At 41.0% G+C, this 21,463-nt stretch carries 20 protein-coding genes and 1 riboswitch; of the genes, 9 read left to right on the top strand and 11 right to left on the bottom strand.

Annotated elements, in window-relative coordinates:
* The first annotated feature begins 102 nt into the window (after positions 1 to 102).
* Both RCP16_RS19660 and RCP16_RS19655 read left to right on the top strand, forming a co-directional pair.
* Positions 103 to 1,908, top strand: coding sequence for an ABC transporter substrate-binding protein (locus tag RCP16_RS19660; protein WP_308641118.1), 1,806 nt, complete (start codon positions 103 to 105; stop codon positions 1,906 to 1,908).
* A gap of 251 nt (positions 1,909 to 2,159) precedes the next feature.
* The gene (locus RCP16_RS19655; protein WP_069326554.1) at positions 2,160 to 2,510 is read left to right on the top strand and encodes a KGG domain-containing protein; all 351 of its coding nucleotides are present in this window, start codon (positions 2,160 to 2,162) and stop codon (positions 2,508 to 2,510) included.
* Positions 2,511 to 2,605: 95 nt separating this feature from the next.
* On the opposite strand, the gene RCP16_RS19650 is transcribed toward RCP16_RS19655, so the two are convergent.
* The 3 genes from RCP16_RS19650 to mmuM all read right to left on the bottom strand — a co-directional run bounded on the left by RCP16_RS19650 (position 2,606) and on the right by mmuM (position 6,176).
* Positions 2,606 to 3,607 (bottom strand): asparaginase, encoded by a 1,002-nt coding sequence (locus RCP16_RS19650; protein ID WP_308641117.1) that lies wholly within the window; start codon positions 3,605 to 3,607, stop codon positions 2,606 to 2,608.
* 67 nt (positions 3,608 to 3,674) lie between these two features.
* Entirely contained in the window at positions 3,675 to 5,090 is a 1,416-nt protein-coding gene (locus RCP16_RS19645; protein WP_273592759.1) for an amino acid permease, read from the bottom strand.
* Positions 5,091 to 5,183: 93 nt separating this feature from the next.
* On the bottom strand, positions 5,184 to 6,176 hold the full coding sequence (gene mmuM / locus RCP16_RS19640) for a homocysteine S-methyltransferase (protein WP_308641116.1): 993 nt from the start codon (positions 6,174 to 6,176) through the stop codon (positions 5,184 to 5,186).
* Positions 6,177 to 6,559: 383 nt separating this feature from the next.
* On the opposite strand from mmuM, the gene RCP16_RS19635 reads away from it, so the two are divergent.
* Positions 6,560 to 7,690, top strand: a complete 1,131-nt coding sequence (locus RCP16_RS19635) for a glycoside hydrolase family 88/105 protein (RefSeq protein WP_308641115.1) — start codon at positions 6,560 to 6,562, stop codon at positions 7,688 to 7,690.
* Positions 7,691 to 7,856: 166 nt separating this feature from the next.
* A complete protein-coding gene (locus tag RCP16_RS19630; protein ID WP_308641114.1) occupies positions 7,857 to 8,822 on the top strand; it encodes a serine hydrolase domain-containing protein in 966 nt (321 codons plus the stop codon).
* A 42-nt stretch (positions 8,823 to 8,864) separates the two neighbouring features.
* Here the strand turns inward: RCP16_RS19630 and RCP16_RS19625 are convergent, their stop codons facing one another.
* The 8 genes from RCP16_RS19625 to RCP16_RS19590 form a co-directional block, all read right to left on the bottom strand.
* On the bottom strand, positions 8,865 to 9,410 hold the full coding sequence (locus RCP16_RS19625) for a DinB family protein (RefSeq protein ID WP_308641113.1): 546 nt from the start codon (positions 9,408 to 9,410) through the stop codon (positions 8,865 to 8,867).
* 84 nt (positions 9,411 to 9,494) lie between these two features.
* Positions 9,495 to 10,427 carry a helix-turn-helix transcriptional regulator gene (locus RCP16_RS19620; RefSeq protein ID WP_308641112.1) on the bottom strand — a complete coding sequence of 311 codons (933 nt, stop codon included), beginning with the start codon at positions 10,425 to 10,427 and terminating at the stop codon, positions 9,495 to 9,497.
* A gap of 170 nt (positions 10,428 to 10,597) precedes the next feature.
* Positions 10,598 to 11,959, bottom strand: a complete 1,362-nt coding sequence (locus RCP16_RS19615; protein ID WP_308641111.1) for a nucleobase:cation symporter-2 family protein — start codon at positions 11,957 to 11,959, stop codon at positions 10,598 to 10,600.
* Positions 11,953 to 12,585 carry a xanthine phosphoribosyltransferase gene (locus RCP16_RS19610; protein WP_137224046.1) on the bottom strand — a complete coding sequence of 211 codons (633 nt, stop codon included), beginning with the start codon at positions 12,583 to 12,585 and terminating at the stop codon, positions 11,953 to 11,955. The genes RCP16_RS19615 and RCP16_RS19610 overlap by 7 nt, the downstream gene beginning before the upstream one ends.
* A gap of 180 nt (positions 12,586 to 12,765) precedes the next feature.
* A riboswitch (purine riboswitch) is annotated at positions 12,766 to 12,869 on the bottom strand.
* A 123-nt stretch (positions 12,870 to 12,992) separates the two neighbouring features.
* Positions 12,993 to 13,382, bottom strand: a complete 390-nt coding sequence (locus RCP16_RS19605; RefSeq protein WP_308641110.1) for a hypothetical protein — start codon at positions 13,380 to 13,382, stop codon at positions 12,993 to 12,995.
* Between the two features lie 61 nt (positions 13,383 to 13,443).
* Entirely contained in the window at positions 13,444 to 14,376 is a 933-nt protein-coding gene (locus RCP16_RS19600) for a dihydroorotate dehydrogenase (protein ID WP_308641109.1), read from the bottom strand.
* Entirely contained in the window at positions 14,357 to 15,103 is a 747-nt protein-coding gene (locus RCP16_RS19595; RefSeq protein WP_308641108.1) for a dihydroorotate dehydrogenase electron transfer subunit, read from the bottom strand. The genes RCP16_RS19600 and RCP16_RS19595 overlap by 20 nt, the downstream gene beginning before the upstream one ends.
* Before the next feature lie 117 nt (positions 15,104 to 15,220).
* Entirely contained in the window at positions 15,221 to 16,213 is a 993-nt protein-coding gene (locus RCP16_RS19590; RefSeq protein WP_245703429.1) for a YdcF family protein, read from the bottom strand.
* 220 nt (positions 16,214 to 16,433) lie between these two features.
* On the opposite strand from RCP16_RS19590, the gene RCP16_RS19585 reads away from it, so the two are divergent.
* The 5 genes from RCP16_RS19585 to RCP16_RS19565 all read left to right on the top strand — a co-directional run bounded on the left by RCP16_RS19585 (position 16,434) and on the right by RCP16_RS19565 (position 21,379).
* Entirely contained in the window at positions 16,434 to 16,802 is a 369-nt protein-coding gene (locus tag RCP16_RS19585) for a YxeA family protein (RefSeq protein WP_308641107.1), read from the top strand.
* Between the two features lie 144 nt (positions 16,803 to 16,946).
* Entirely contained in the window at positions 16,947 to 17,654 is a 708-nt protein-coding gene (locus RCP16_RS19580; protein WP_308641106.1) for a response regulator transcription factor, read from the top strand.
* Positions 17,651 to 18,646 (top strand): sensor histidine kinase, encoded by a 996-nt coding sequence (locus RCP16_RS19575; protein ID WP_308641105.1) that lies wholly within the window; start codon positions 17,651 to 17,653, stop codon positions 18,644 to 18,646. Before RCP16_RS19580 ends, RCP16_RS19575 begins: the two co-directional genes overlap by 4 nt.
* A 101-nt stretch (positions 18,647 to 18,747) precedes the next feature.
* Positions 18,748 to 19,512: an ABC transporter ATP-binding protein gene (locus RCP16_RS19570; protein WP_069326537.1), complete on the top strand. Its 765-nt coding sequence runs from the start codon at positions 18,748 to 18,750 to the stop codon at positions 19,510 to 19,512.
* Positions 19,487 to 21,379, top strand: coding sequence for an FtsX-like permease family protein (locus RCP16_RS19565; RefSeq protein WP_308641104.1), 1,893 nt, complete (start codon positions 19,487 to 19,489; stop codon positions 21,377 to 21,379). Before RCP16_RS19570 ends, RCP16_RS19565 begins: the two co-directional genes overlap by 26 nt.
* The last annotated feature ends 84 nt before the right edge of the window (positions 21,380 to 21,463 follow it).

Genomic DNA, 21,463 nt, shown 5'->3' with positions numbered 1-21,463 from the left:
ATTAGAGCGGTTGTTCAAAAAATCCGGCTACAACAGCGATCGGCAGGACGATTCCTTTCACGGAGCGTACTTTCAGCATGTAACCCAAGGAGTGTTATCCCTATGAAATTACATCATCAGTTTTTGTTGTTACATTCGCAGTATGGTCAACATATCGAAGTGCAAATCACATTAGATGAGCTAGCCACAACGTTTGAATGCACACATCGTAATGCTCTAAATTTGATCACACGGATGGCAGAGCAAGGTTGGATCAAGTGGAATTCACAACGTGGACGTGGACGACGATCGACACTTACCTTTTTAATTCAACCCGAAGAAATTGCGATTGAGTCTATGATGCAGACCATTCAGCGCAAAGATATTCAGCAGACCTTAACCGAGATCCGTCAATATGCCCAATCTTCAACATTGGAAAATAAAGTGCAGGATTGGTTGTTTGGATATTTCGGCCCTCATTCAGAAATGCAACGTAATCGTCAGGTGGATACGTTGCGCTTGCCAATTCGTCAACAGATTCATACCGTTGATCCGCTGTATATGAATTTGCTGGCAGAGTCTTTTGTCTCTAGCCATATCTTTGATGGATTGGTACGGCAAGCTTCGCATACACAGCAGATTATTCCGCATCTGGCACATGATTGGGAAGTCAACGAATTAAGGACAGAATGGACGTTTTTTCTCCGCAAAGAAGTCATGTTCCATCATGGGCAAATGATGACAGCCGATGATGTGGTCTATACTTTTCAGCGATTAAGACAGACTTCGCAACCGATGTTATATCGCTTTATCGCCAAACAAATAGAATCGGTACGAGCGCTCAACAACAATACGGTACAGATCATTTTGAAGCAACCGAGCGAATTGTTTTTGCCTTTTTTATGCACCAGTCGAGCAGCTATCGTGCCTAACGGATTGAATCGACGAGGAGAAGAATTATTTGGTGTGAAGCCAAGCGGTACAGGTCCTTTTCGCATGGTCGAAATGAGTAAAGATAACTGCGTACTGGAAGTGTTTAAGCCTCATTTCCAAGGTCGAGCGCATCTGGATCAGGTAGAAATTATTCATATTCCTTGGAATGTCGCACCCGATCAACTAGAACAGCCAGATCGCCAATCTCCTTTTCATATGATGCATCAGCATACATCCAGATCGTCCTCAGAACAAGGCGCATGGAGTCAGATGCATTCACCGGTCACGGTACGCAAATTTGTCACGTATAATACGCGCAAAGAAGGACTGCTTCGTGATCCGCATATTCGTGCTCATATTAGCCAGTGTCTACAATTAGCACGTGAAACAGAGTCTGGAGCTCTCACTCATCCAATCGCTAACGATAGTTCCTCCTCCTTGTCTGGTGATCTTTGGACTCTGCAAAGTAGTGCTAATCCTACCGCCCTTCTACCGGAACTGAATCCAGAAAAGATAGTGCAGATATCGACTACATCATTACGTATTTTGACAATTCCACAATATCGCAAAGATGCACGCTGGATCGCAAATACGTTACAGCAAGCTGGATATCAATGTACTGTCGTGTCTACACCTGTTGAGCAATTTAAAGGTAGTGTGCGGATGGAATCTGATCTAATTGTCTTCTCACTGACACGGGATCAAGATGAACAATTGCGACTATTCGATCTATATCGCACGTTAGCAGGTCATGTAGAACATCATACGGTTATTGATATTGAGACACTGTTAGAACAGATTCAGCGTCAACCGGATCCGTTAATACGTACTCAATATTTTCAGCACATTGAAGATCGATTACTTTCTGAATATCAATTGCATATTTTATACGAAAAGCCTTTTCAGACGACCTATTTACCTTCTGTTCGTGGTGTTACGTTCAATAGTCAGGGTTGGGTTGACCTTCGTCACATCTGGTTTCCACCGAAAATATAATTTAAGAATTATTTTTTTGTTTTTTTGAGGAAAAACTGAAACCAGTGCAAAAAAACCGGTTAATAATAATGTATAAAAGCTTGATATCACAGCATTTCTAGTCGTATATAGTCACCAAGTAAGCTGATGATATCCATTTATTTATTTACCAATAAAAAGAATAAAATACAATGTTTAACATTAAATAAGCTGGTTAATATAATATCGTAGCACCATATATCTTAAAAAATTTCAGAGGAGTGAATTAGAAAATGGCAAACAACAAGAGCAACAACGACAACAACAACATGAGTCGTGAAGAAGCAGGTCGCAAAGGTGGAGAAGCCACTTCTAACAATCATGACAAAGAATTTTATCAAGAGATTGGGCAAAAGGGTGGAGAAGCCACTTCGGAATCGCATGGCAAAGAGTTCTATGAAGAAATCGGTAAAAAAGGCGGAGAAGCTACTTCAGATTCTCATGATAAAGAGTTCTATCAAGAGATCGGGCAAAAGGGTGGAGAAGCTCGTAGTGATTCCGACGGTAATGATGGCAAAATGAGCCGTGAAGAAGCAGGTCGCAAAGGCGGAGAAGCGCGCGCGAAACAACGTAACGATGACTGATTTGCGTTACAGATGTAAAGTAAGAAGATTATAGAATAGAAAAATACCTGTTTCCTTTAATAGAAGGAAGCAGGTATTTTTTATACATATTGATATTATTGAGGAATCGTAATCTCATCTACATAATTGGTCGCCATCATGCGCTCTACTTCAGCTGGAGTGTTGGTCTGACCCAGTACCCACATCATTTTGGTGGTCAGTGCTTCTGTCGTCATATCGTAGCAAGGAATAACGCCTTTTTCGAGCACTTTCTGCCCGACTTCATAGATCGTCAGGTCGCCACCTTCATATAGACATTGAGTGGTAACTACGATACTTATTCCACTTTTGACCAATTCTTCGATCTTGTCGATCAGATTGATTTCTTTGAACGGCACACCGCCCATTCCGAATCCTTCGACAATAATACCTTTATAACCTAATGCTTTGACCGCATCGAAAATATCTGGTTGCATCCCCGGAATTAATTTGATTAGAAATACATTCGGTGAATAATGATCATTGTATATATGCCCGGTTGGACGAATACTCTCAGGAATTTCATTATATACAATCGTATCTTCTTCCAGATACCCGATATACGGATGGTTAATACTTTCAAATGCATTGTAACTTTTGGTTCTGACTTTGGAAGCACGAGCGCCGTTAATAATTTTGCCATTGAACACGACAAACACGCCAGATAATTCGGTAGCTGCTGTACGGAACGCATCTTTGATATTGATCCGTGAATCACTATGCTCTGCCAGTACAGACACCTGCGACCCTGTAATGACTACAGGCTTATCGAGTGCCCCTAACATAAAACTAAGTGCACTTGCTGTATATGCCATCGTATCGGTACCATGCGCAATGACAATCCCATCATAATGAGGCAAATGTTCATGTACCGTCTGCGCGATAGTCACCCATTCTTCAGGTTGAATATTGGTACTATCGACGCTCATGAGTGTCATCGCTTCAATTGTACAAATATCTTTCAGTTCAGGTACAGCGGCAACGATATGTTCTGCGGATTGAGTGGGTGTAAGTCCCCCACCTTGTTCGCCTGAAGAAGAGATAGTACCGCCTGTATTAATAAACAAAATATTTTTCATTATTGTAAGTCCCTTCGCTGTTCTTGTACCGCTCCATTAGCCTTGCTTTTTGTTTTCAGTATATCACTCAAACTGCCTTTTTTCCTCTTCTATTCTGGATATAATACGCTACATAACACAGAACCATAAAGGCAATTCCGCAATAAAAAGCAAGACTTTGATTCGGGTCAAATGCAATCCCGATACACGAAGCTAGACACAGCACAAAAGCAGCAATCGGCACAATTGGATACAGCGGTGTCCGGTACTTCAGCTCACTTAACTGATGCCCTTCACGTATAAATTGCCGCCGGAACATAAATTGAGAAGCAGCGATCCCCATCCAGACCACCACGACAGCAAATCCGGATACCGAGACCAAGAAAATATAGATCGTATCTGGTGCGACAACGCTCGATAACAGCGATAATCCACCGCCCACCATACTAATAATCATCGCATTCAGTGGAATCCCAGATGAAGTGAGACGTGAGAATAACGAAGGTAACATTTTTTCTTTGGATAATGACCATAACATCCGTGAAGAAGCATATAATCCTGAATTAGCCGCAGACAGTAGCGCTGTAATAATCACAAAATTCATAATATCTGCCGCATAAGGAATCCCTATTCGATCAAATACAATAACAAATGGGCTCTCAATCACTCCTGCATCTCTCCACGGGATCAATGCTGATAATACAAAAATCGTTCCTACAAAAAAGATAATCAATCTTCCTACTGTAGCTTTAATCGCACGCGGAATCGTTTTGTCAGGGTCTACACTTTCCCCTGCGGCTATCCCGATCAGTTCAGTACCAGAAAAAGCAAAGTTAACGGATAACATCGCCATAAAGATCGGCAAAATGCCATTCGGGAAAAGCCCTCCATCACTGGTGAAATTGCTGAATAGCGGTGCACTTGCGCCTGCTTCTCGCATCGGAATCACTCCAAAAACAGCGGCTCCGCCCAGTATAATAAACAGTAAAATAATCGCTACTTTGATACCTGAAAACCAGAATTCCGCTTCTGCAAAAAAGCGTACCGAAAAGGCATTTAATAAAAACACAAGCAGTGCAAATACACCACTCCACATCCATACCGAGGTATCCGGGAACCAGCGTTGCATCAATAACCCTGCTGCTGTAAATTCAGACCCCAGTGCGACTGTCCATGTTAACCAGTACATCCATGCGACCATGTAACCTGTACCCGGTCCGATAAACTTGGCGGCATACGCATGAAAAGCTCCTGTGACAGGCATATGTACCGATAGTTCTCCCAGACAAAGCATCACTAGATATACGATGACAGCGCCGACTAGATAAGCAAGAATCGTTCCTAGCGGTCCTGCCTGGTTAATCGTATAACCCGAACTTAGAAATAACCCTGTTCCGATTACTCCACCTAATGACAGCATCACAAGGTGGCGACTTTTCATTTTGCGCTGAAATGTACCTTCTTCTGTACCTGTTTCTTCCACTCGCTCTTGCTCTAATGCCATCGTACCCCGACCTTTCATCACCTTATCTATATAGAGATCAATTGAGAAATGGTATAGCGACCAAATATCAAACCTTTGACAGATAAGTATAAATTAATACAACATACTTTCTTTAATTTGAGCAATATCATTCGGCGTAGTACGACAACAACCACCGATTAGACGTGCGCCTTTGGCATACCATTGTTGTGCTTGTTGTCCATAATTCTGCTCACAAGAAGCACCATGCCATGTTTTGGTTACAGGATCATACTGCTCACCTGAATTCGGATAGACCACAATCGGCTTATCTGTGCTTGTCGCAATCTGCTCAATCAATGAAGGAATATATTCTAATGCTGTACAATTGACTCCTATCGCTGCTACTTGCTCATGAGCATGTAACCATTTCGCACAGTCAGCTATAGGTTCGCCACTACTAATATGCTGTCCGTCTTTAGCACTGAAGCTTATCCATGCATACGAACCCGGGAACTCTTCCAATACTTTGACAATCGCACGGGCTTCGACCAGACACGGAATCGTTTCGCAAGCTAGAATGTCTGCACCGGCTTCGATCAATAACTGAATACGTGGACGATGAAAATCGATCAATTGCTGTTCATTCAGATCATAATCTCCTCGATATTCAGAACCATCGGCTAGAAAAGCACCATAAGGCCCTACCGAAGCGGCAACTAGTGGTTTAGGACGATCATATTCATCAGTCGGTTGTAACGTATCTGCTGAACCTTCGATCGGTTGCTCGGTACGATATTTCTGTACATAATGTGCCCAGAATTGATCACGTGCTTCTACCGCAAGCTGTACCGATTGTTGAATAAGATGAATCGCTTCTTGTTCTGTTAATCCTTTTTGGACAAAACCTTCAATCGTAGCTTGATAGCTAGCTGTGATCGCACAGTCAGCACCTACTTCAAAATATTCACGATGTACATCAGCAATCCATTCCGGATTTTCCAGTAATAATTGAGCCGACCACAGACTATTATTGAGGTCAGCACCTCTGCGTTCTAATTCGGTTGCCATCGCTCCATCCAGCACCATAAACGGAAAGTGTTGCAAAATATATTGTATAGGGTTCATGTTTTACTCCTTTTATGCGGTAATGTGAATGAGTCTGAACGTATTTTAGATGATTATATGCTCTTTGTAAACCTTCATCTTTATTCGCAAAATACACCTTGCATCAGGCTCGTTTTCTATTTGAAAGACATATCATATACCAATTCAAAAAGATCTGCTGTAAAAAAATGTTGTAAGCCTTTTCATAAATGATGTAAAATAATGTTAGCTACATGTTTATCGTTCTTTATATGAAGCAGGTAAAAAGCGATTATGTTTTTCCTTAAGAAGTAAAAGGTTATAGATCATTTTTGTTCACGTTAACATTTTGTCGGAGAATACTCTTTGTAGATGGATATGAAAACCGTATAGAACACAAATTGATAATCGAGGTGAATGATGGAATGACAAGCACAGTATATGATGTAGATACGATCCAGAATTGGGCGGCACAAATGAGTGATTCCGTAATAAAGCGTAATCCTGAATTGAAGCATAAATGGGAATATGATAATGGTGTTATTTTCAAAGGCATGGAGTTGGTCTATGCATTGACTCAAGATCGCAAATACTTAGATTATATTCGTACTAATATGGATTTCTTTATTGAAGAATCAGGCGATATTCGCAGTTATCGTGTAGATGAATACAATATCGATCATGTGAATAATGGAAAGTTATTATTTCCTCTTTATCGTGAAACAGGAGAAGAGCGATATCGCCAAGCTGCTGATTTGCTACGTCAACAGTTAATGAAGCATCCTCGTACCAGTGAAGGGGCTTTCTGGCATAAGCAAATTTATCCTTACCAGATCTGGTTAGATGGACTGTATATGGGTGCTCCTTTTTACGCAGAGTATATTCGTGAATTTGCAGATATCAAAGACTATAGCGATGTTACGCAACAATTCAAATTATGTTATCAGCATACCCGTGATGCGCAGACAGGACTGCTTTATCACGCATGGGATGAGAAAAAGGAACAACCGTGGTGTGATCCTACAACCGGTCTATCCAAAAACTTCTGGGGACGTTCGATGGGCTGGTTTGTGATGGCACTGGTGGATGTACTGGATATTTTGCCAGAAGATCAGGAAGATCGGTCAACGATTATCCAGATGTTGAGCGAAACAATGGAAGCACTGATGAAGGTGCAGGATCAGGCAAGTGGTGTCTTTTATCAAGTGCTGAATCTACCTGATGCCAAAGGCAATTATCTAGAAGCTTCAGCTTCGTGTATGATTCTGTACGCCGTTGCTAAAGGTCTGCGTAAAGGATATCTACCCGAGCGCTATCAAGTCAAAGCCGAGCAGATTCGCAAAGGGATTATCGAGGAATTTATCACGATTACAGAAGAAGGTCTGATTAACCTCAACAAAACCTGTCAGGTGGCTGGTCTAGGTGGCAAAGATAAGCGTGACGGTACGTATGCTTACTATATTAGCGAACCGATTATCTGTAATGATCCGAAAGGAATCGGTGCTTTTATTCTGGCAATGGCTGAAGCGGAGCTGTTGAATAAAACTGCTCAATAAATAGACTTTAAGCAGATAAAATTAATAAAGTATACTCGAGTATTCATAAACAAATAGTACGATAAAATAAGCGTTGTGAAGCCGTAACGATTCTGTTATCGCTTCACAACGCTTATTTTTGTTTTATGATGAGAAGAACAATGATCTCAAAGGAGGGTCCTTTTCTATGCCATTTATGGATACTACACCGCTCGTCAATCAACTGGTTGAGCGTGAATTATATAGTTGTCTGATCGTCCAACATGGCGTACAGATTTTAGATTACTACCGTGAACCTGACAAGAAAGAGATTCCACTCAAAATCAATTCGTGTACCAAAAGTATTCTTTCCAGCTTGGTCAGCATCGCTATCGACCAAGGGATTATGCCTGCTCCAGATACAGCGATTTCTGCCTTTTTCCCACAGCTGCATACAGACCCTGATCCACGTAAAGCTCAGATCACGATTGAGCAGTTACTGACGATGTCTGCTGGGTTCAACTGGACGGAATTTGGAGGACAGCATTCTTTTCCCACGATGAGCAAAACGTCCAACTGGATCGACTTTGTGCTTTCTCAACCACTTGTGCATGAGCCGGGTACTGTGATGGAATACAATTCCGGTTGTTCTCAACTGTTGGCGACTATTCTGGCACAGACTTCCGGTCAATCGGTTGCTTCGTTTGCTGAACAGCATCTGTTTACACCACTGGGTATTACTCAATATGTCTGGGAGACTGATCCTCAAGGTGTACACACAGGTGGATTTGGATTGCAATTGCCTCCATCGGCTATGCTACAATTTGGGCTATTGTATTTGCATGAGGGCAAAATAGGCAATCAACAACATATTCAGTCTTCTACGGTCGAACATGCTACAAGCCCATTGATTGCTGTAGATAGCCCGCAAAAAGCTCATTATGGCTGGCACTGGTGGCATTCTTCTTTTACATTGGACAGTCAGCCTAAAGTCGATATTCCGTATTATTATGCTTTAGGATTCGGTGGACAATATATTGTCGTTGTTCCTTCTTATGAATTAGTCGTCACCGTCTCCGCAGATCGCTTTAAGCGAAAACGCACACCACTTGATGTATTCCGTGACTTTGTTGTACCTTTGCTGGAAAATGTAAACAACACGACTGTGAATTGATGCTGTCGTGTTGTTTTGCTATTCATCTATAAGATTGTTTGCTTATACGGTCATCCCTAGAAATTGATCTAACCGATCTTTCTGAAGCCAGTGATGACGGTAATGCATCTCAATAATCGCAAACCATTCTGTAGCATTTAATTGCCCGAATCTTGGATGAGCTACTGTATACTGCGGATCGGTTGTCGCTAACAAAGGTTCTATTGCTCTCATGCGTAATCGTACTTGCTCTAATCCTTCTAGCAATTCAGCTTTGGTATGCGGTTGTGTAGGTGTGTACATAGGCGAAGCAGGCACTTGAACACGAATCGGTGGAAAGCTTCCCATTGCTATAATATGTTCGCCTGCATGTGTTTTGTACATTGTCTCTGTGATGGCTTCTCCTGCTTGCTGACGCTTGATACACGTATCAATATTCGCCAGATGCATACGTTGCGCGGATTGTATCAAATGATTATACATTTGCCCGAGTGACCACTGCTGTGGATCGGGTTGTAAGGTTAGTTGTTCGATACTGTACGGTTCCAACGCTTGAATATACCGCTCTACCTCTTGTTCAAATTGTTGCAATATGGTTTGGGTGTTCATCTAATATCCTCCTTGTGCGCTTAGCGATTGATCTAAGCGACTCATTTGTATCTACTATACAAAAACGCTACTGACACCATATTGTCAGTAGCGTTTTAGCATATTATTTATTTTTTCAATCATATGTTGGCGCAGCGATTCCGGTTCTAACACTGTCACCGAATCTCCCCAGCTTAATATCCAATAAAGCACATCTTCAAAGTGGCGTACACGCATCGTCACTATAGTATATTGCTCTTGCGGTTCGATCGTTTCCATATAAAAGTGACCGACTTCCTGAATACGTTCTGTCATATGAGATTCAAATTGTAGACGTATGACCATATGACGATGATCTGGTGGTCGATATTCCGCCAATTTGAAATCTTCAGGCATCACAAAATGTTCATCTAATTCAACCAAATCCGATAGACGAGATAGCCGAAAATGGCGAATATCCTGCCTTATTTCACAGTAAGCTACCAATATCCAATGATTCATATTTAACGCTAATCCATAAGGACAGACGGTTCTTGTAATAGTCTGCTGATGTGGTTTGCTATATCCGAACTGCAACTTACGCTTTTGTACGATCGCTTGTCCTATCGGTTCTACATATTGCCGATCATCGACGTTATATAAAGTTTGACGTTGCGCTAATAACCGAATTCCTTCGCGAATTGGGTCTGATTGTTCTCGTACTCTTTCTGGTAAAATCGATTCGATCTTACGACGAGCAGACTCTGCATTATGACGATAATGTTGTCCGAATTGCTGTTCTACAAAATCGGTACCTAGCAATAATGTGACCGCTTCTTCTGCCGTAAAGTGAATCGGTGGCAAAAAGTACCCTTCGCTTAACGAATACCCTTGCCCGGGAGAGCCCAGTAACGGCACACCCGCTTCACTCAGTGCTTGCATATCCCGATAGATCGTTCGGACACTCATTTCAAAAGTAGCTGCCAGATCTTCTGCACGTATCCATGATCTGCGCTGAAGCTCCAATACAATCGCTAACATGCGTTCTGTTTTATTCATCTGCTTCACCTCATCCGCTCACAATATAATGGCTACAGATACTATACTGTATTTGCTTGCTTTGACCAACTGTTAGCTGAAAACCTATGTATTTCAACGATGACCGAACAACAAAAAACCGTTACTGCCTTTTGCACAGTAACGGTTGATATCTTGTTATCATTTATCGTTTAGGTGGTTTGTGAAGAGATTCCTGTTTTCATCTGCGTGCTATCTCCTGCATCTGAAGCCATTCCACTGGTCGATTCATCTTCTTCAGCGTTATCGAACATTTCACCTTTGCGCGATAAAATAATATTTAACAGTACCGCTGTAATCGAACCGGTCACGATTCCATTTTGTAATAATGTCTGTGCAAAGCTTGGCAGTTGTCCGAACATATCCGGCAATACTGCTGAACCTAATCCGACAGCAATACTACAGGCTACAATCATCAGATTACGATCATTACGCAGATTCACTTCAGACAGAATCGAGATCCCCGATGCCGCTACCGATCCGAACATCACGATCATGGCTCCGCCTAATACAGCATTTGGAATAACCGTCGTGAGTGCTGCTAATTTAGGCAATAAACCAAGTACGATCATAATACCGGATGCCGCAAAAATCACATTACGTGTTTTGACTTTCGTGAGCGAGATTAGACCTACATTTTGAGAGAATGCTGTATAAGGGAAAGCATTGAAAAATCCGCCTAGCATAATCGCAAGACCTTCAGAACGTAGTCCATTGACGATCTGCTTTTGCTCCACTTTCTGTTCAATCGCTTTACCCACAGCAATATATACTCCTGTCGATTCCACCATACTTACAATATTCACAATCACCATCGTGACAATCGCCGTTAAGCTAAATTCTGGTATGCCGAAGTAGAAAGGTTGAGCCACACGTACCCACGAAGCGTCCCCGACCGATCCGAAATGCACCATGCCCATACTGTAAGCGACCACAGTACCAACAAATAATCCAACCAATACCGAAATCGAGCGTAAAAATCCTTTAGCCAAACGATTCACCAATAAAATTACCAATAACGTTATCAGGGCCAGCATCAGATTACGAGGTGCCCCAAAATCACTGCTTCCTTGTCCGCCTGCTACATTGTTCATCGCAACTGGAATCAAAGACAATCCGATAATCGTTACTACCGAACCGGTTACGATTTTTGGGAAAAAGCGAAGCAATCGACCATACAGTGGAGCGATCAAGACCACGAATAGTCCGGATAAAATAATAGCTCCATAGGCGGTGGCGAGATTAGAGGTCGAAGCAATCGCAATAATCGGGCCTACAGCAGTAAATGTACATCCCAAAACAACAGGTAATCCACTACCAAAATAACGTGTACCCAGCACTTGTAATAATGTAGCAATCCCGCATGTAAATAAATCGGCGGCGATCAGATATGCCATTTGTTCAGCAGTCAGATGAAGTGCCCCACCCACAATAAGCGGTACAGCAATCGCTCCTGCATACATCGCCATGACGTGCTGAAGCCCTAATGTAAATATTTTGCGTCTACTTAACATGAAGACTCCTCATTTCTAGAGGCTACCGTTACCAGATCAGGTACCAGTGGTGTCTCATCAATAAAATCAACATGCTCTGGGGACATTGATGAAATACGTGCTAACGATTGAATCGGAATCTGGCGTTCTTCCAGTAATCCTCGTCCTTCCTGGAACGTCTTCTCAATCACACAACCCACACCAACCAGTGTCGCTCCTGAAGCTTCTACGATATCAGCCAAGCCCACTAGTGCTGCTCCTGTTGCTAAGAAATCATCAACAATCAAGATGCGATCTTCTTTATTGAGATAACTTTGTACAATCGTGACCTGATACGTTTCTTGCTTGGTAAAAGAATGTACAGATGCCGCATAGACCACATCTCCTTGAGTGATTGCTTTTTTCTTTTTGGCATATACAAAAGGGACACCTAAAGCGATTCCTGTTGCCATCGCAAATTGGATACCGCTTGCTTCAATCGTTAATACTTTAGTAATCTTCTCATGGGCGAAAAGCCGTGCAAATTCTTTGCCGATCTCCACAGCTAATGCTGTATCTACCTGATGGTTAAGAAATGAGTCCACTTTCAATACTTTTTCGGACAAAATCTGTCCTTCCTGACGAATCCGTTCTTGTAATGCTTTCATATGGTTTCTCTCCTTTAGAATAACAGTGCGATTTGAGGGGAAATAAAAAAGACAGACCTCCTTGAGTGATTGCTCTCAAGTGAAGTCTGTCTGTATCGATCATCTATAATCATCATGTCCAATTATAAAAATACGATCTGCATAACAATGTATTGATCCAAAGCGAACGTTATCGCAATGCCAAATACATGCTTCACTCATAGTCAGATCATTACAGTGGTGATCCGGTAGAAACTTTTGGGCCATATTCCCAATATTATATGAGGTCGATTGCCGATTTCTCGCACAATCTGTATAAAATTATATATGTATACTACACGTATTCATGTAACGTTTCAAGAATAATTTTCATATTTTCATAAGAAGGCATTTTTTTATAACCTATTCTACTTCGACAAACCATTTTTTCAAATTATTTTCTGCTTCAATATAGGATTCAATAGAACAGAGATAAACAAATGAGCTAACCCGATAGTAGAAGCTACAAACACAATAAATATACCCGAAATCACATATTCTTTGTATCCTAAAATGATCATCAATACTACAAAATTAAGGATATATACACTACCCATATACATTTTCACTCTTTTGGGATGCGAATTGAAATATAAAATAACTTGTAATAACGTAGAGAAAAATAAAATATAGAAAGCAGGCATAAATATAATCAATATGGAGAGATCATAAAATAATAAGAACTCATTTGACAAAGAACTACTTGGCCAATGCACGATTACTCCGTAGGAAGAAAGAATAGCAGATGCCATCATCCAAATGTAATAAATGTATATCAATTTGCTCTCCTCCTACATCGTAAATTGTAATACTGTAGTTATAAAATACTTCTAAACAGTATCACACTATTCCACGAATCTCATCTAGCGATTGTACCTTTTCTTTTTCCATCCAAGCGGTAAGACCTGCGACTAATTCTTCGCCTGCATGCAAATTCACAAAATTATACGTCCCGATCTGCACAGCTTCGGCTCCAGCCATAATGTATTCAATCATATCTTCTACAGAGCTAATCCCGCCCATCCCTACGACTGGAATCGATACAGCATGGGAGACTTGATGCACCATCCGCAAAGCAATCGGCTTGATCGCCGGGCCAGATAGACCTGCATACATATTGTGAAAAGCACTGCGTCGCTGATAAATATCGATCTTCATCGCCGAAAAGGTATTTACGAGTGATACCGCATCCGCACCTTCTTGCTCACACATATACGCCATCGCTACAATATCCTGTGCATTGGGCGATAATTTGACCATTAATGGAATAGAAGTAACCTGTCTGACTTCTCGCACAATCTGGCGAGCCACTTCGGTATCTACTCCGAATTGAATACCGCCTTCTTTGACATTAGGGCATGAGATATTTAGTTCTAAAAGATCGACGGCTTGTTGTCCCTGACGTTGACGTAAGTCACAAGCTTCACTGATCTGCGCCGCACCATTTACGTATTCTTCCAGATTGGCTCCACCCAAATTGGCAATCACAGCTGTATTGCTGGCTACCAGTTGATCTAATTCATTTTCCAAAAAAGAAGCGACTCCTGGATTCTCCAGACCGACACTGTTCATCATGCCTGAAGGTGTCTCTTGTACCCGACAACCGGTATTGCCTGAACGTGGATGTAACGTCAGACCTTTGCTGGCTATACCGCCAAGTATACTGAGATCGTAAAGTTCACCATATTCTCGTCCAAATCCAAAAGTTCCCGAAGCCATAATAATCGGATTACGTAAAGCAACACCTGCTAGATTACATATGAGAGAGGTCATTCCAATTCACCTCCTCGGCTGTAAATACAGGGCCTTCTTTACAGACACGCCGATTCCCATGAACCGTCTGGATGGAGCATGTCAGACAAGCGCCGATGCCACATGCCATTCTTTTCTCAGTTGAGATATAGAGTAATGTGGAAGCATGCATTGCTTTTATTTTCTCCGCCAATGCTTGTAACATTCCCGCAGGGCCACATGCCATAATCACTGAATACAATGTAGGATCAATGATATCAGTTATCTGATGGTATTGTCCTTGAGTGATATGAATCTGATCGGCTCTATCTACGACCTGCTCGAACGATTCAACTGCAAAAGACTGATGATTAAATCCTAAATAGATCTCTGCTTGATGGTAATGCTTGGTGGTTAATAGTAGTGGCGCTACACCCATTCCGCCACCAACGAGAGCAACCGATTCATGCTCATCTACGATCGGGAATCCATTTCCAAAAGGGCCGGACAGTTGAATCTCTTGCCCTGCTTGTACATTCGCAAGTAACGTTGTCCCTCTACCTGTCACTCTATACAAAAAAGCGATATAATCATCGCCTTGATCGTGAATACTTAGTGGGCGAGATAACAAAGGATCGGTCATCGCTATCCCTTGCATAGCACAAGGTCGCACCATATAAAATTGCCCCATGCCTCCTGCCCATTGCCCTGCTACCTTGATCACATACACGCTTGGAGCTACTTGTATATTCGATATAATATTCGCCATACACACTTCCCCCTTTTCACCGTTCACTATCTTACAGGGAAGTGTAGTATTTGGTTGTAACTATTTTCACAGTCTTTTGATTTTTGACATTTAGTTCTTTTTTGAATCTAGATCTTTTTAACGTACCAGATTGATATTAAACAGACTCAGCCCCACAACCGTTAGTAAAATCAATGCGGTCATCATCACATGGACTTTTTTGTACATCACTAGAATAGCTATATATTCACGGATAAATGCATTCGGCAAATAATAAAAAGCAGTACGTGAGCCGACACCATCACCGTTGATTCCTGCTTCTCGTGCATAGATACCGGCACGGAATAAATGGAAATTGTTCGTCACAAAAACACAGGAATATGGTTTTCCTGCCATGCGTTCATCCATTTTTTGTTTGGAAAATTGCATATTTTGTAGCGTATTGACCGATTGATTTTCGACAATAATATGGTCATTGGGGATACCTTTGGACAATAGATAGTCACGTATCGCTTCAGCTTCAGCAACCGTCTCATCACTACCTTGTCCACCAGAAGCAACAAATAGAGGCGGTGTATGTATTTTGCGTTGACGATCATAAAAAGCAATCGCACGATCAATACGACTCGCTAATAAAGGAGGAACACGATCTTTGATTAATCCACTTCCTAAAATAATCATAAATTCTTGACGAAGCTTCACTCGATTGAGGTTGTACAATGTCGAAGAGGCAAGATAACAGATAAACAAAAACCCATAATAAACAAAACACAATTGGATAAAAATAATAAATGGTTGCAAAATACCGACTGAAGGCATAAGAAAAGTAATCACTGGCAAAGTGGCAATACCAATCCCAGCAAGCAAAGATAGCAAGTTAGGTAATTTCCAGCCTTCTTTGGATAATAGCGTTCGTCCATTGTAGATCAGTGCTATTCCAATCACTAACAACATCACAGGCGAAAGTAGTAGCAAAATAAGCACTAATAGCAGACCGATATAGGGAATAACGCCATCCAGATTACTAATTGCATACACAATTGAACTGAATAAAAGTAGCAATATTCCTATCGTCAGAAAGACTCCATTTCGTACCCGCCGCTGATCGATTGCGTAATTGATAACGAACAAGATAAGAAAAAAACAGTCAAACTGTATATATAAATCACGTATCTTCCTCCTGTTGTCTATGTTCCGTTTCTGGTCGTCCTTTTTCTTTTTTAGCATATCGAGTTCAAGTTATACATCAACTTACAACGCTGTAAGATAGACGTAAGGCAAATCGATAGTGTCACTTATCTGTTAAGCGTAAAGTGAACGGTAGTATTGCTATACGAAAGGAAAAATCACTATGCGTAACGGAACCAAGCTTTTACTATTTGTACTTACGATCTTTATATTGCTTGTGATTACACTGGTTAGTCAATTATCTGAACGGGATCTTGCTAAGCGTAATCCGTGGATACCCAAGCAGCATTATTATGTACAGGTTCATCATTCATCATCTACCCAATCTTCTTCATCAGACAGTACTGTCGAATACACATTACCCGCATGGGATGACAAAGGAAACGCTCAAACGATTACATTTTCCGGTATACATCCATTACGGGAAGATGCTTATCTACAATTGATCCTCAAAAATAACGAAGTGCTCTCTTATCAGGAAATAGCTTATCCGCAGATTCCCGATTTGGCACAGCAACATTTGCATCGTTAACCGTCCAAATAGCTTCTATTGAAATGCAAGGTATCACCAAAAAAGGTCTCTCTTTCTGCTTCTATTTACGATAACATGGAACAGAATAGAGTTCTTTCTCATGTCAAAGATGAATAAGAACATTGATGTAAGGAGCGAATAAATATGCAGACCCTTTTGATCGTGGAAGATGATCGTAAGATTGCCGAGTTATTACAATCGTATATTGTGAAATATGGCTACCATGTTATTGTAACCACAGACTTCGAACATGTGCTACAACAATTTCAACAAGAGCAACCTGATCTGGTTCTGCTGGATGTGAATCTTCCCAGTTATGATGGGTATTACTGGTGTAGACAGATTCGTGCACATTCGATCTGTCCGGTGATCTTTATCTCTGCACGTGCAGGTGAAATGGATCAGATTATGGCGCTTGAAAATGGAGCCGATGACTATATTACCAAACCATTTGATTATGGTATCGTTATGGCGAAAATTCGCAGTCATTTACGGCGTGCATATGGTGAATATGCATCCAAACATGAAGAATTGATTTGGCACAAAGAAGGTCTATCCTTATATCCTGAACGGCTTGAACTTCATTACAACAATCAAAGCGTCTTATTAACGAAAAAGGAAGCTGATATTATCGAAAGTCTGATCGAACGGCATCCACGGGTAGCTAGTCGGGAAGCATTACTTGAAAAGCTATGGGATGATCAGACGTATGTCGATGAAAATACACTTAACGTCAATATCACCCGTGTACGCAAAAAGTTTCTAGACCTCGGACTCATCGATGTTTTAGAAACAGTGCGAGGAATCGGATATCGTCTGCATGTCACCTGGAATAAGGATAGTTCATTATGAAGCTTTTTCTCAAAGAACATCTGCTACTGATCATTATTCAAATCATTCAATTTAGTGCGGTGATGGGCATTTACTGGTTGGATGGATATCGACATACAGGGCCTGCACTATATTCGATTATGTTGGGTTTATTTTTGTTAAGTGGGTATTTAGGATATCAGTATTATAGTCGTCGTCAGTATTACCGCCGCTTACAAGAACCTTTGCTATCGTTAGATGACTCGATACAGCGATTAGATCAAGCTCCTGTAGCAGAAGCGTTAGAGCAGTTGTTACGCCAGCAATATCGGTATTATCAACAACAGCTTGCTACGATTCAACAGCAACAGCAACAACATCTCACCTTTATGAACCAATGGGTACATCAGATGAAAACGCCTTTGTCAGTGATCGAACTGACTGTACAGGATATTGATGAACCTGAATTTGCTAGTATTCGTGAAGAATTAGAACGCATGAGTTCAGGGTTGAATACGATTTTGTATATGGCGAGATTGCGGACATTTGAACAGGATTTTCATATTCGTATGATCTCTTTATCTGAAGTGATTCGCGAAGTGGTACAAGAACACAAGCGTCTATTTATTCGCAATCAAGTGTATCCTGATGTACAGATCAAAGATGGCGATTTATGGACAGAGTCCGATCAGAAATGGCTATTTTTTATGTTGTCTCAACTGGTGATTAACGCTGTCAAATATTCTGCACATACTCATCATAAAGTGATGATTTCTTCATATATTCGTCATCAGCAAGTGGTTATAGAAGTGAAAGATCAGGGTGTAGGCATTCCTGCTTCTGATATCAAGCGTGTTTTCGAACCTTTTTTCACCGGCGAAAATGGACGACGTTTTCGTGAATCTACAGGGATGGGGTTATATCTGACTCGTGAAGCCGCTCAGCGTCTGGATCATCAGTTAGAGCTAGAATCGAAGGTAGATACAGGTACGACTGTACGTATTATTTTCCCATCGTATCAACGTAAACACTAGCTTACACCGCTGTAAGGTGATTGAAAGAGAAATCGATAGTTCCTCTTCCAAGTTCTATCTATACTGAACTTATGTAATCAATCACCGAGGAGGAAAATGACATGCTACAAGTCAATCAGGTTAGCAAGATCTATGAAGGTAAAATAGCGTATCAAGCGCTCTCTAATATTCAATTTACGATAGAAGATGGTGAATTTGTCGGAATCATGGGTCCATCAGGAAGTGGCAAAACGACCCTACTGAATATGATTGCTACCATCGATGAACCAACAACCGGCGAGATTTTGATCCATGATCGTAATATTAATCAATTGAATAAAAATGAACTTGCGAAGTTTAGAAGACGGGAATTAGGATTTGTATTTCAAGACTTCAATCTACTGCATACATTAACGGTCGAAGAAAATATTGTTCTACCCCTTACACTCGATGGCGCTAAAGTTAGCGAAATGAAATCCAAAGCAGCCATCATCGCCGAACAATTAGGCATCTCTGCGATTATGAATAAACGCACCTATGAAATCTCAGGCGGACAAGCTCAACGTGCGGCTATTGCGCGCGCCATGATTCATGCTCCCCATCTTTTACTAGCTGATGAACCTACAGGAAATCTGGATTCCAAGTCTGCTCGTGATGTTATGGAACTACTGGAAAAGATCAATCAAGAACAACAGACAACGATGATGCTGGTGACTCATGATCCATTAGCAGCTAGTTATTGTCAGCGTGTTATTTTTATACGAGATGGTAAGTTCTATAGCGAGATTCATCGTGGCGAACATCGTCAGACGTTTTTCCAAAAGATTATTGATACCTTGTCACTGCTAGGGGGTCACGCCAATGACATTTCGTCAATTCGCGTATAATAATGTCGCCCGTAATAAGCGCTTGTATGCCGCTTATTTTCTAAGCAGTATGTTTACCGTTATGGTCTTTTTCACCTTTTCGATCTTTGCGTATCATCCTGCGTTAAACGGTAATGGACTGAGTCAAAATGCCGCTGCTGGATTATCTGCCGCCAAATGGGTGATCTATGTATTCTCATTCTTTTTTGTACTTTATTCGATGAGTTCTTTTTTACGATCACGGCAAAAAGAATTTGGATTATTGATGATGCAAGGGATGTCTACAGGGCAATTACGCCAGATGGTTTTTTTGGAAAATATGATTATTGGATTTGCCGCTACGTTAGGTGGAATTGGACTAGGGCTTGTGTTCGCCAAAGTGATTCTGTTAATCGGTGAACGGATGCTTGTACTGGAAGAAACACTATCTTTTTACTTTCCTATACAGGCGATCACCATCACGTTTATTTCATTTATGATTCTGTTTGTGTTGATCTGCTTATTTATTACAGCTATCCTACGTAATCGTACATTAATTACACTGATCAAAAGCAATAAGACCTCTAAAGGAGAACCTAAAGCATCGATCTGGTTATCACTTATTGTCATACTGCTGATTGGAAGTAGTTACTTGATCTCGCTACGTGCTTCAGGTGATCAGGCGATTTATTTATTAGTGCCTATTATCATTATGGTGAGTATCGGAACGTATCTGTTATTCACACAATTGAGCGTATATATAATTCATCGCCTTAAAGAACGCAAATCTTTTTTCTGGTACAAAACGAATATGTTACTCCTTTCCGATCTTGCTTATCGGATGAAAGATAATGCTCGTACATTTTTCCTTGTTGCTATTGTATCGACCGTCTCATTCTGCGCGATTGGCTCGTTATATGGTATTCAATCGGTGTTGATCGCTAATACCACATCGTATAGCACTTATCCAATAACGTATTTCTCGACAGCCAAAGATACTGCGCGAGCACAACATCTTCAGTATATTAACGATACATTGAATACACATGCGATAGACTTAACCCCTGCTACATTAGACGTATTACGTTATAAAATTTCTGAGTCTGCGGATCCAGTCAGTATTATTCGTCTGTCCGATTATAATGCCTTTGCTACTTTGTTAGGAGAGCCTACAATAACATTGACTGATCAACAAACGGCTATTCGAACAACATCAACGATTGGCAATCGTTTTAACGATGAACTGATCAACAAAAACATCACTTTAGAAAAAGGTCTTTCGATTCAGACCGCTTCTCAAGCGACTTTATCTCAAGTTATACCCGCGCTAAGTGAGTATCTCGTCGTCCCTGATATATTTTATCAAAAACTACAACACCCGACGGCAACCGACCAAATTGATGTGTGGAATGGAAAAATGGATTCGTCTACGGCTATTCAATTAGCGCAAGACATTCAACAGTCGGTCAAGCCTTATCAAGCCCATTATGTCTTCTTTGCTAAAGAGTATGAAGTATATAGCCAGAAGCAACAATTTGGCTTACCACTCTTTATGAGTTTATTTATCGGTATTGTATTTTTTGTCTCCGCAGGTAGCTTCTTATACTTCCGTCTATACAGTGATCTAGAAGAAGATAAGCAGAAGTTCAAAGCGATCTCTAAATTAGGGCTAACCACCAAAGAGCTAACTAACGTGTTAAACTGGCAGATTGCCTTACTGTTTTTTGCTCCGATTGCGGTTGCTTTGATTCATGGAGCGGTTGCTTTGACTACATTATCGAATATGTTCCACTATTCCTTGCTCAAAGAATCCAGTATTGTACTAGGTATTTTCTTACTTATACAAATGGTTTACTTCTTTATTGTACGTCACTTTTATATCGGACAAGTGAAATCGGCTTTGCGCTAGATGTTAAAACACATGCAATAACATAACAAAAAAAGCTTCCTGTTCACCACCATTCGCTGGCGTGTCATCAGGAAGCTTTTTACG

The sequence above is a fragment of the Paenibacillus nuruki genome (assembly GCF_963311185.1).
In the GTDB taxonomy this organism is placed as follows: Bacteria; Bacillota; Bacilli; order Paenibacillales; family Paenibacillaceae; genus Saccharibacillus; species Saccharibacillus nuruki.
The sequence above is the reverse complement of the archived record's forward strand: the minus strand, read 5'-3'. Positions and strand labels throughout refer to the sequence as shown.

Bases quoted from the DNA above. Each gene is read 5' to 3' on its own strand.
- RCP16_RS19660 (WP_308641118.1), top strand. From the start codon at position 103: ATGAAATTACATCATCAGTTTTTGTTGTTACATTCGCAGTATGGTCAA.
- RCP16_RS19655 (WP_069326554.1), top strand. From the start codon at position 2,160: ATGGCAAACAACAAGAGCAACAACGACAACAACAACATGAGTCGTGAA.
- RCP16_RS19650 (WP_308641117.1), bottom strand. From the start codon at position 3,607: ATGAAAAATATTTTGTTTATTAATACAGGCGGTACTATCTCTTCTTCA.
- RCP16_RS19645 (WP_273592759.1), bottom strand. From the start codon at position 5,090: ATGGCATTAGAGCAAGAGCGAGTGGAAGAAACAGGTACAGAAGAAGGT.
- mmuM (WP_308641116.1), bottom strand. From the start codon at position 6,176: ATGAACCCTATACAATATATTTTGCAACACTTTCCGTTTATGGTGCTG.
- RCP16_RS19635 (WP_308641115.1), top strand. From the start codon at position 6,560: ATGACAAGCACAGTATATGATGTAGATACGATCCAGAATTGGGCGGCA.
- RCP16_RS19630 (WP_308641114.1), top strand. From the start codon at position 7,857: ATGCCATTTATGGATACTACACCGCTCGTCAATCAACTGGTTGAGCGT.
- RCP16_RS19625 (WP_308641113.1), bottom strand. From the start codon at position 9,410: ATGAACACCCAAACCATATTGCAACAATTTGAACAAGAGGTAGAGCGG.
- RCP16_RS19620 (WP_308641112.1), bottom strand. From the start codon at position 10,427: ATGAATAAAACAGAACGCATGTTAGCGATTGTATTGGAGCTTCAGCGC.
- RCP16_RS19615 (WP_308641111.1), bottom strand. From the start codon at position 11,959: ATGTTAAGTAGACGCAAAATATTTACATTAGGGCTTCAGCACGTCATG.
- RCP16_RS19610 (WP_137224046.1), bottom strand. From the start codon at position 12,585: ATGAAAGCATTACAAGAACGGATTCGTCAGGAAGGACAGATTTTGTCC.
- RCP16_RS19600 (WP_308641109.1), bottom strand. From the start codon at position 14,376: ATGACCTCTCTCATATGTAATCTAGCAGGTGTTGCTTTACGTAATCCG.
- RCP16_RS19595 (WP_308641108.1), bottom strand. From the start codon at position 15,103: ATGGCGAATATTATATCGAATATACAAGTAGCTCCAAGCGTGTATGTG.
- RCP16_RS19585 (WP_308641107.1), top strand. From the start codon at position 16,434: ATGCGTAACGGAACCAAGCTTTTACTATTTGTACTTACGATCTTTATA.
- RCP16_RS19580 (WP_308641106.1), top strand. From the start codon at position 16,947: ATGCAGACCCTTTTGATCGTGGAAGATGATCGTAAGATTGCCGAGTTA.
- RCP16_RS19575 (WP_308641105.1), top strand. From the start codon at position 17,651: ATGAAGCTTTTTCTCAAAGAACATCTGCTACTGATCATTATTCAAATC.
- RCP16_RS19570 (WP_069326537.1), top strand. From the start codon at position 18,748: ATGCTACAAGTCAATCAGGTTAGCAAGATCTATGAAGGTAAAATAGCG.
- RCP16_RS19565 (WP_308641104.1), top strand. From the start codon at position 19,487: ATGACATTTCGTCAATTCGCGTATAATAATGTCGCCCGTAATAAGCGC.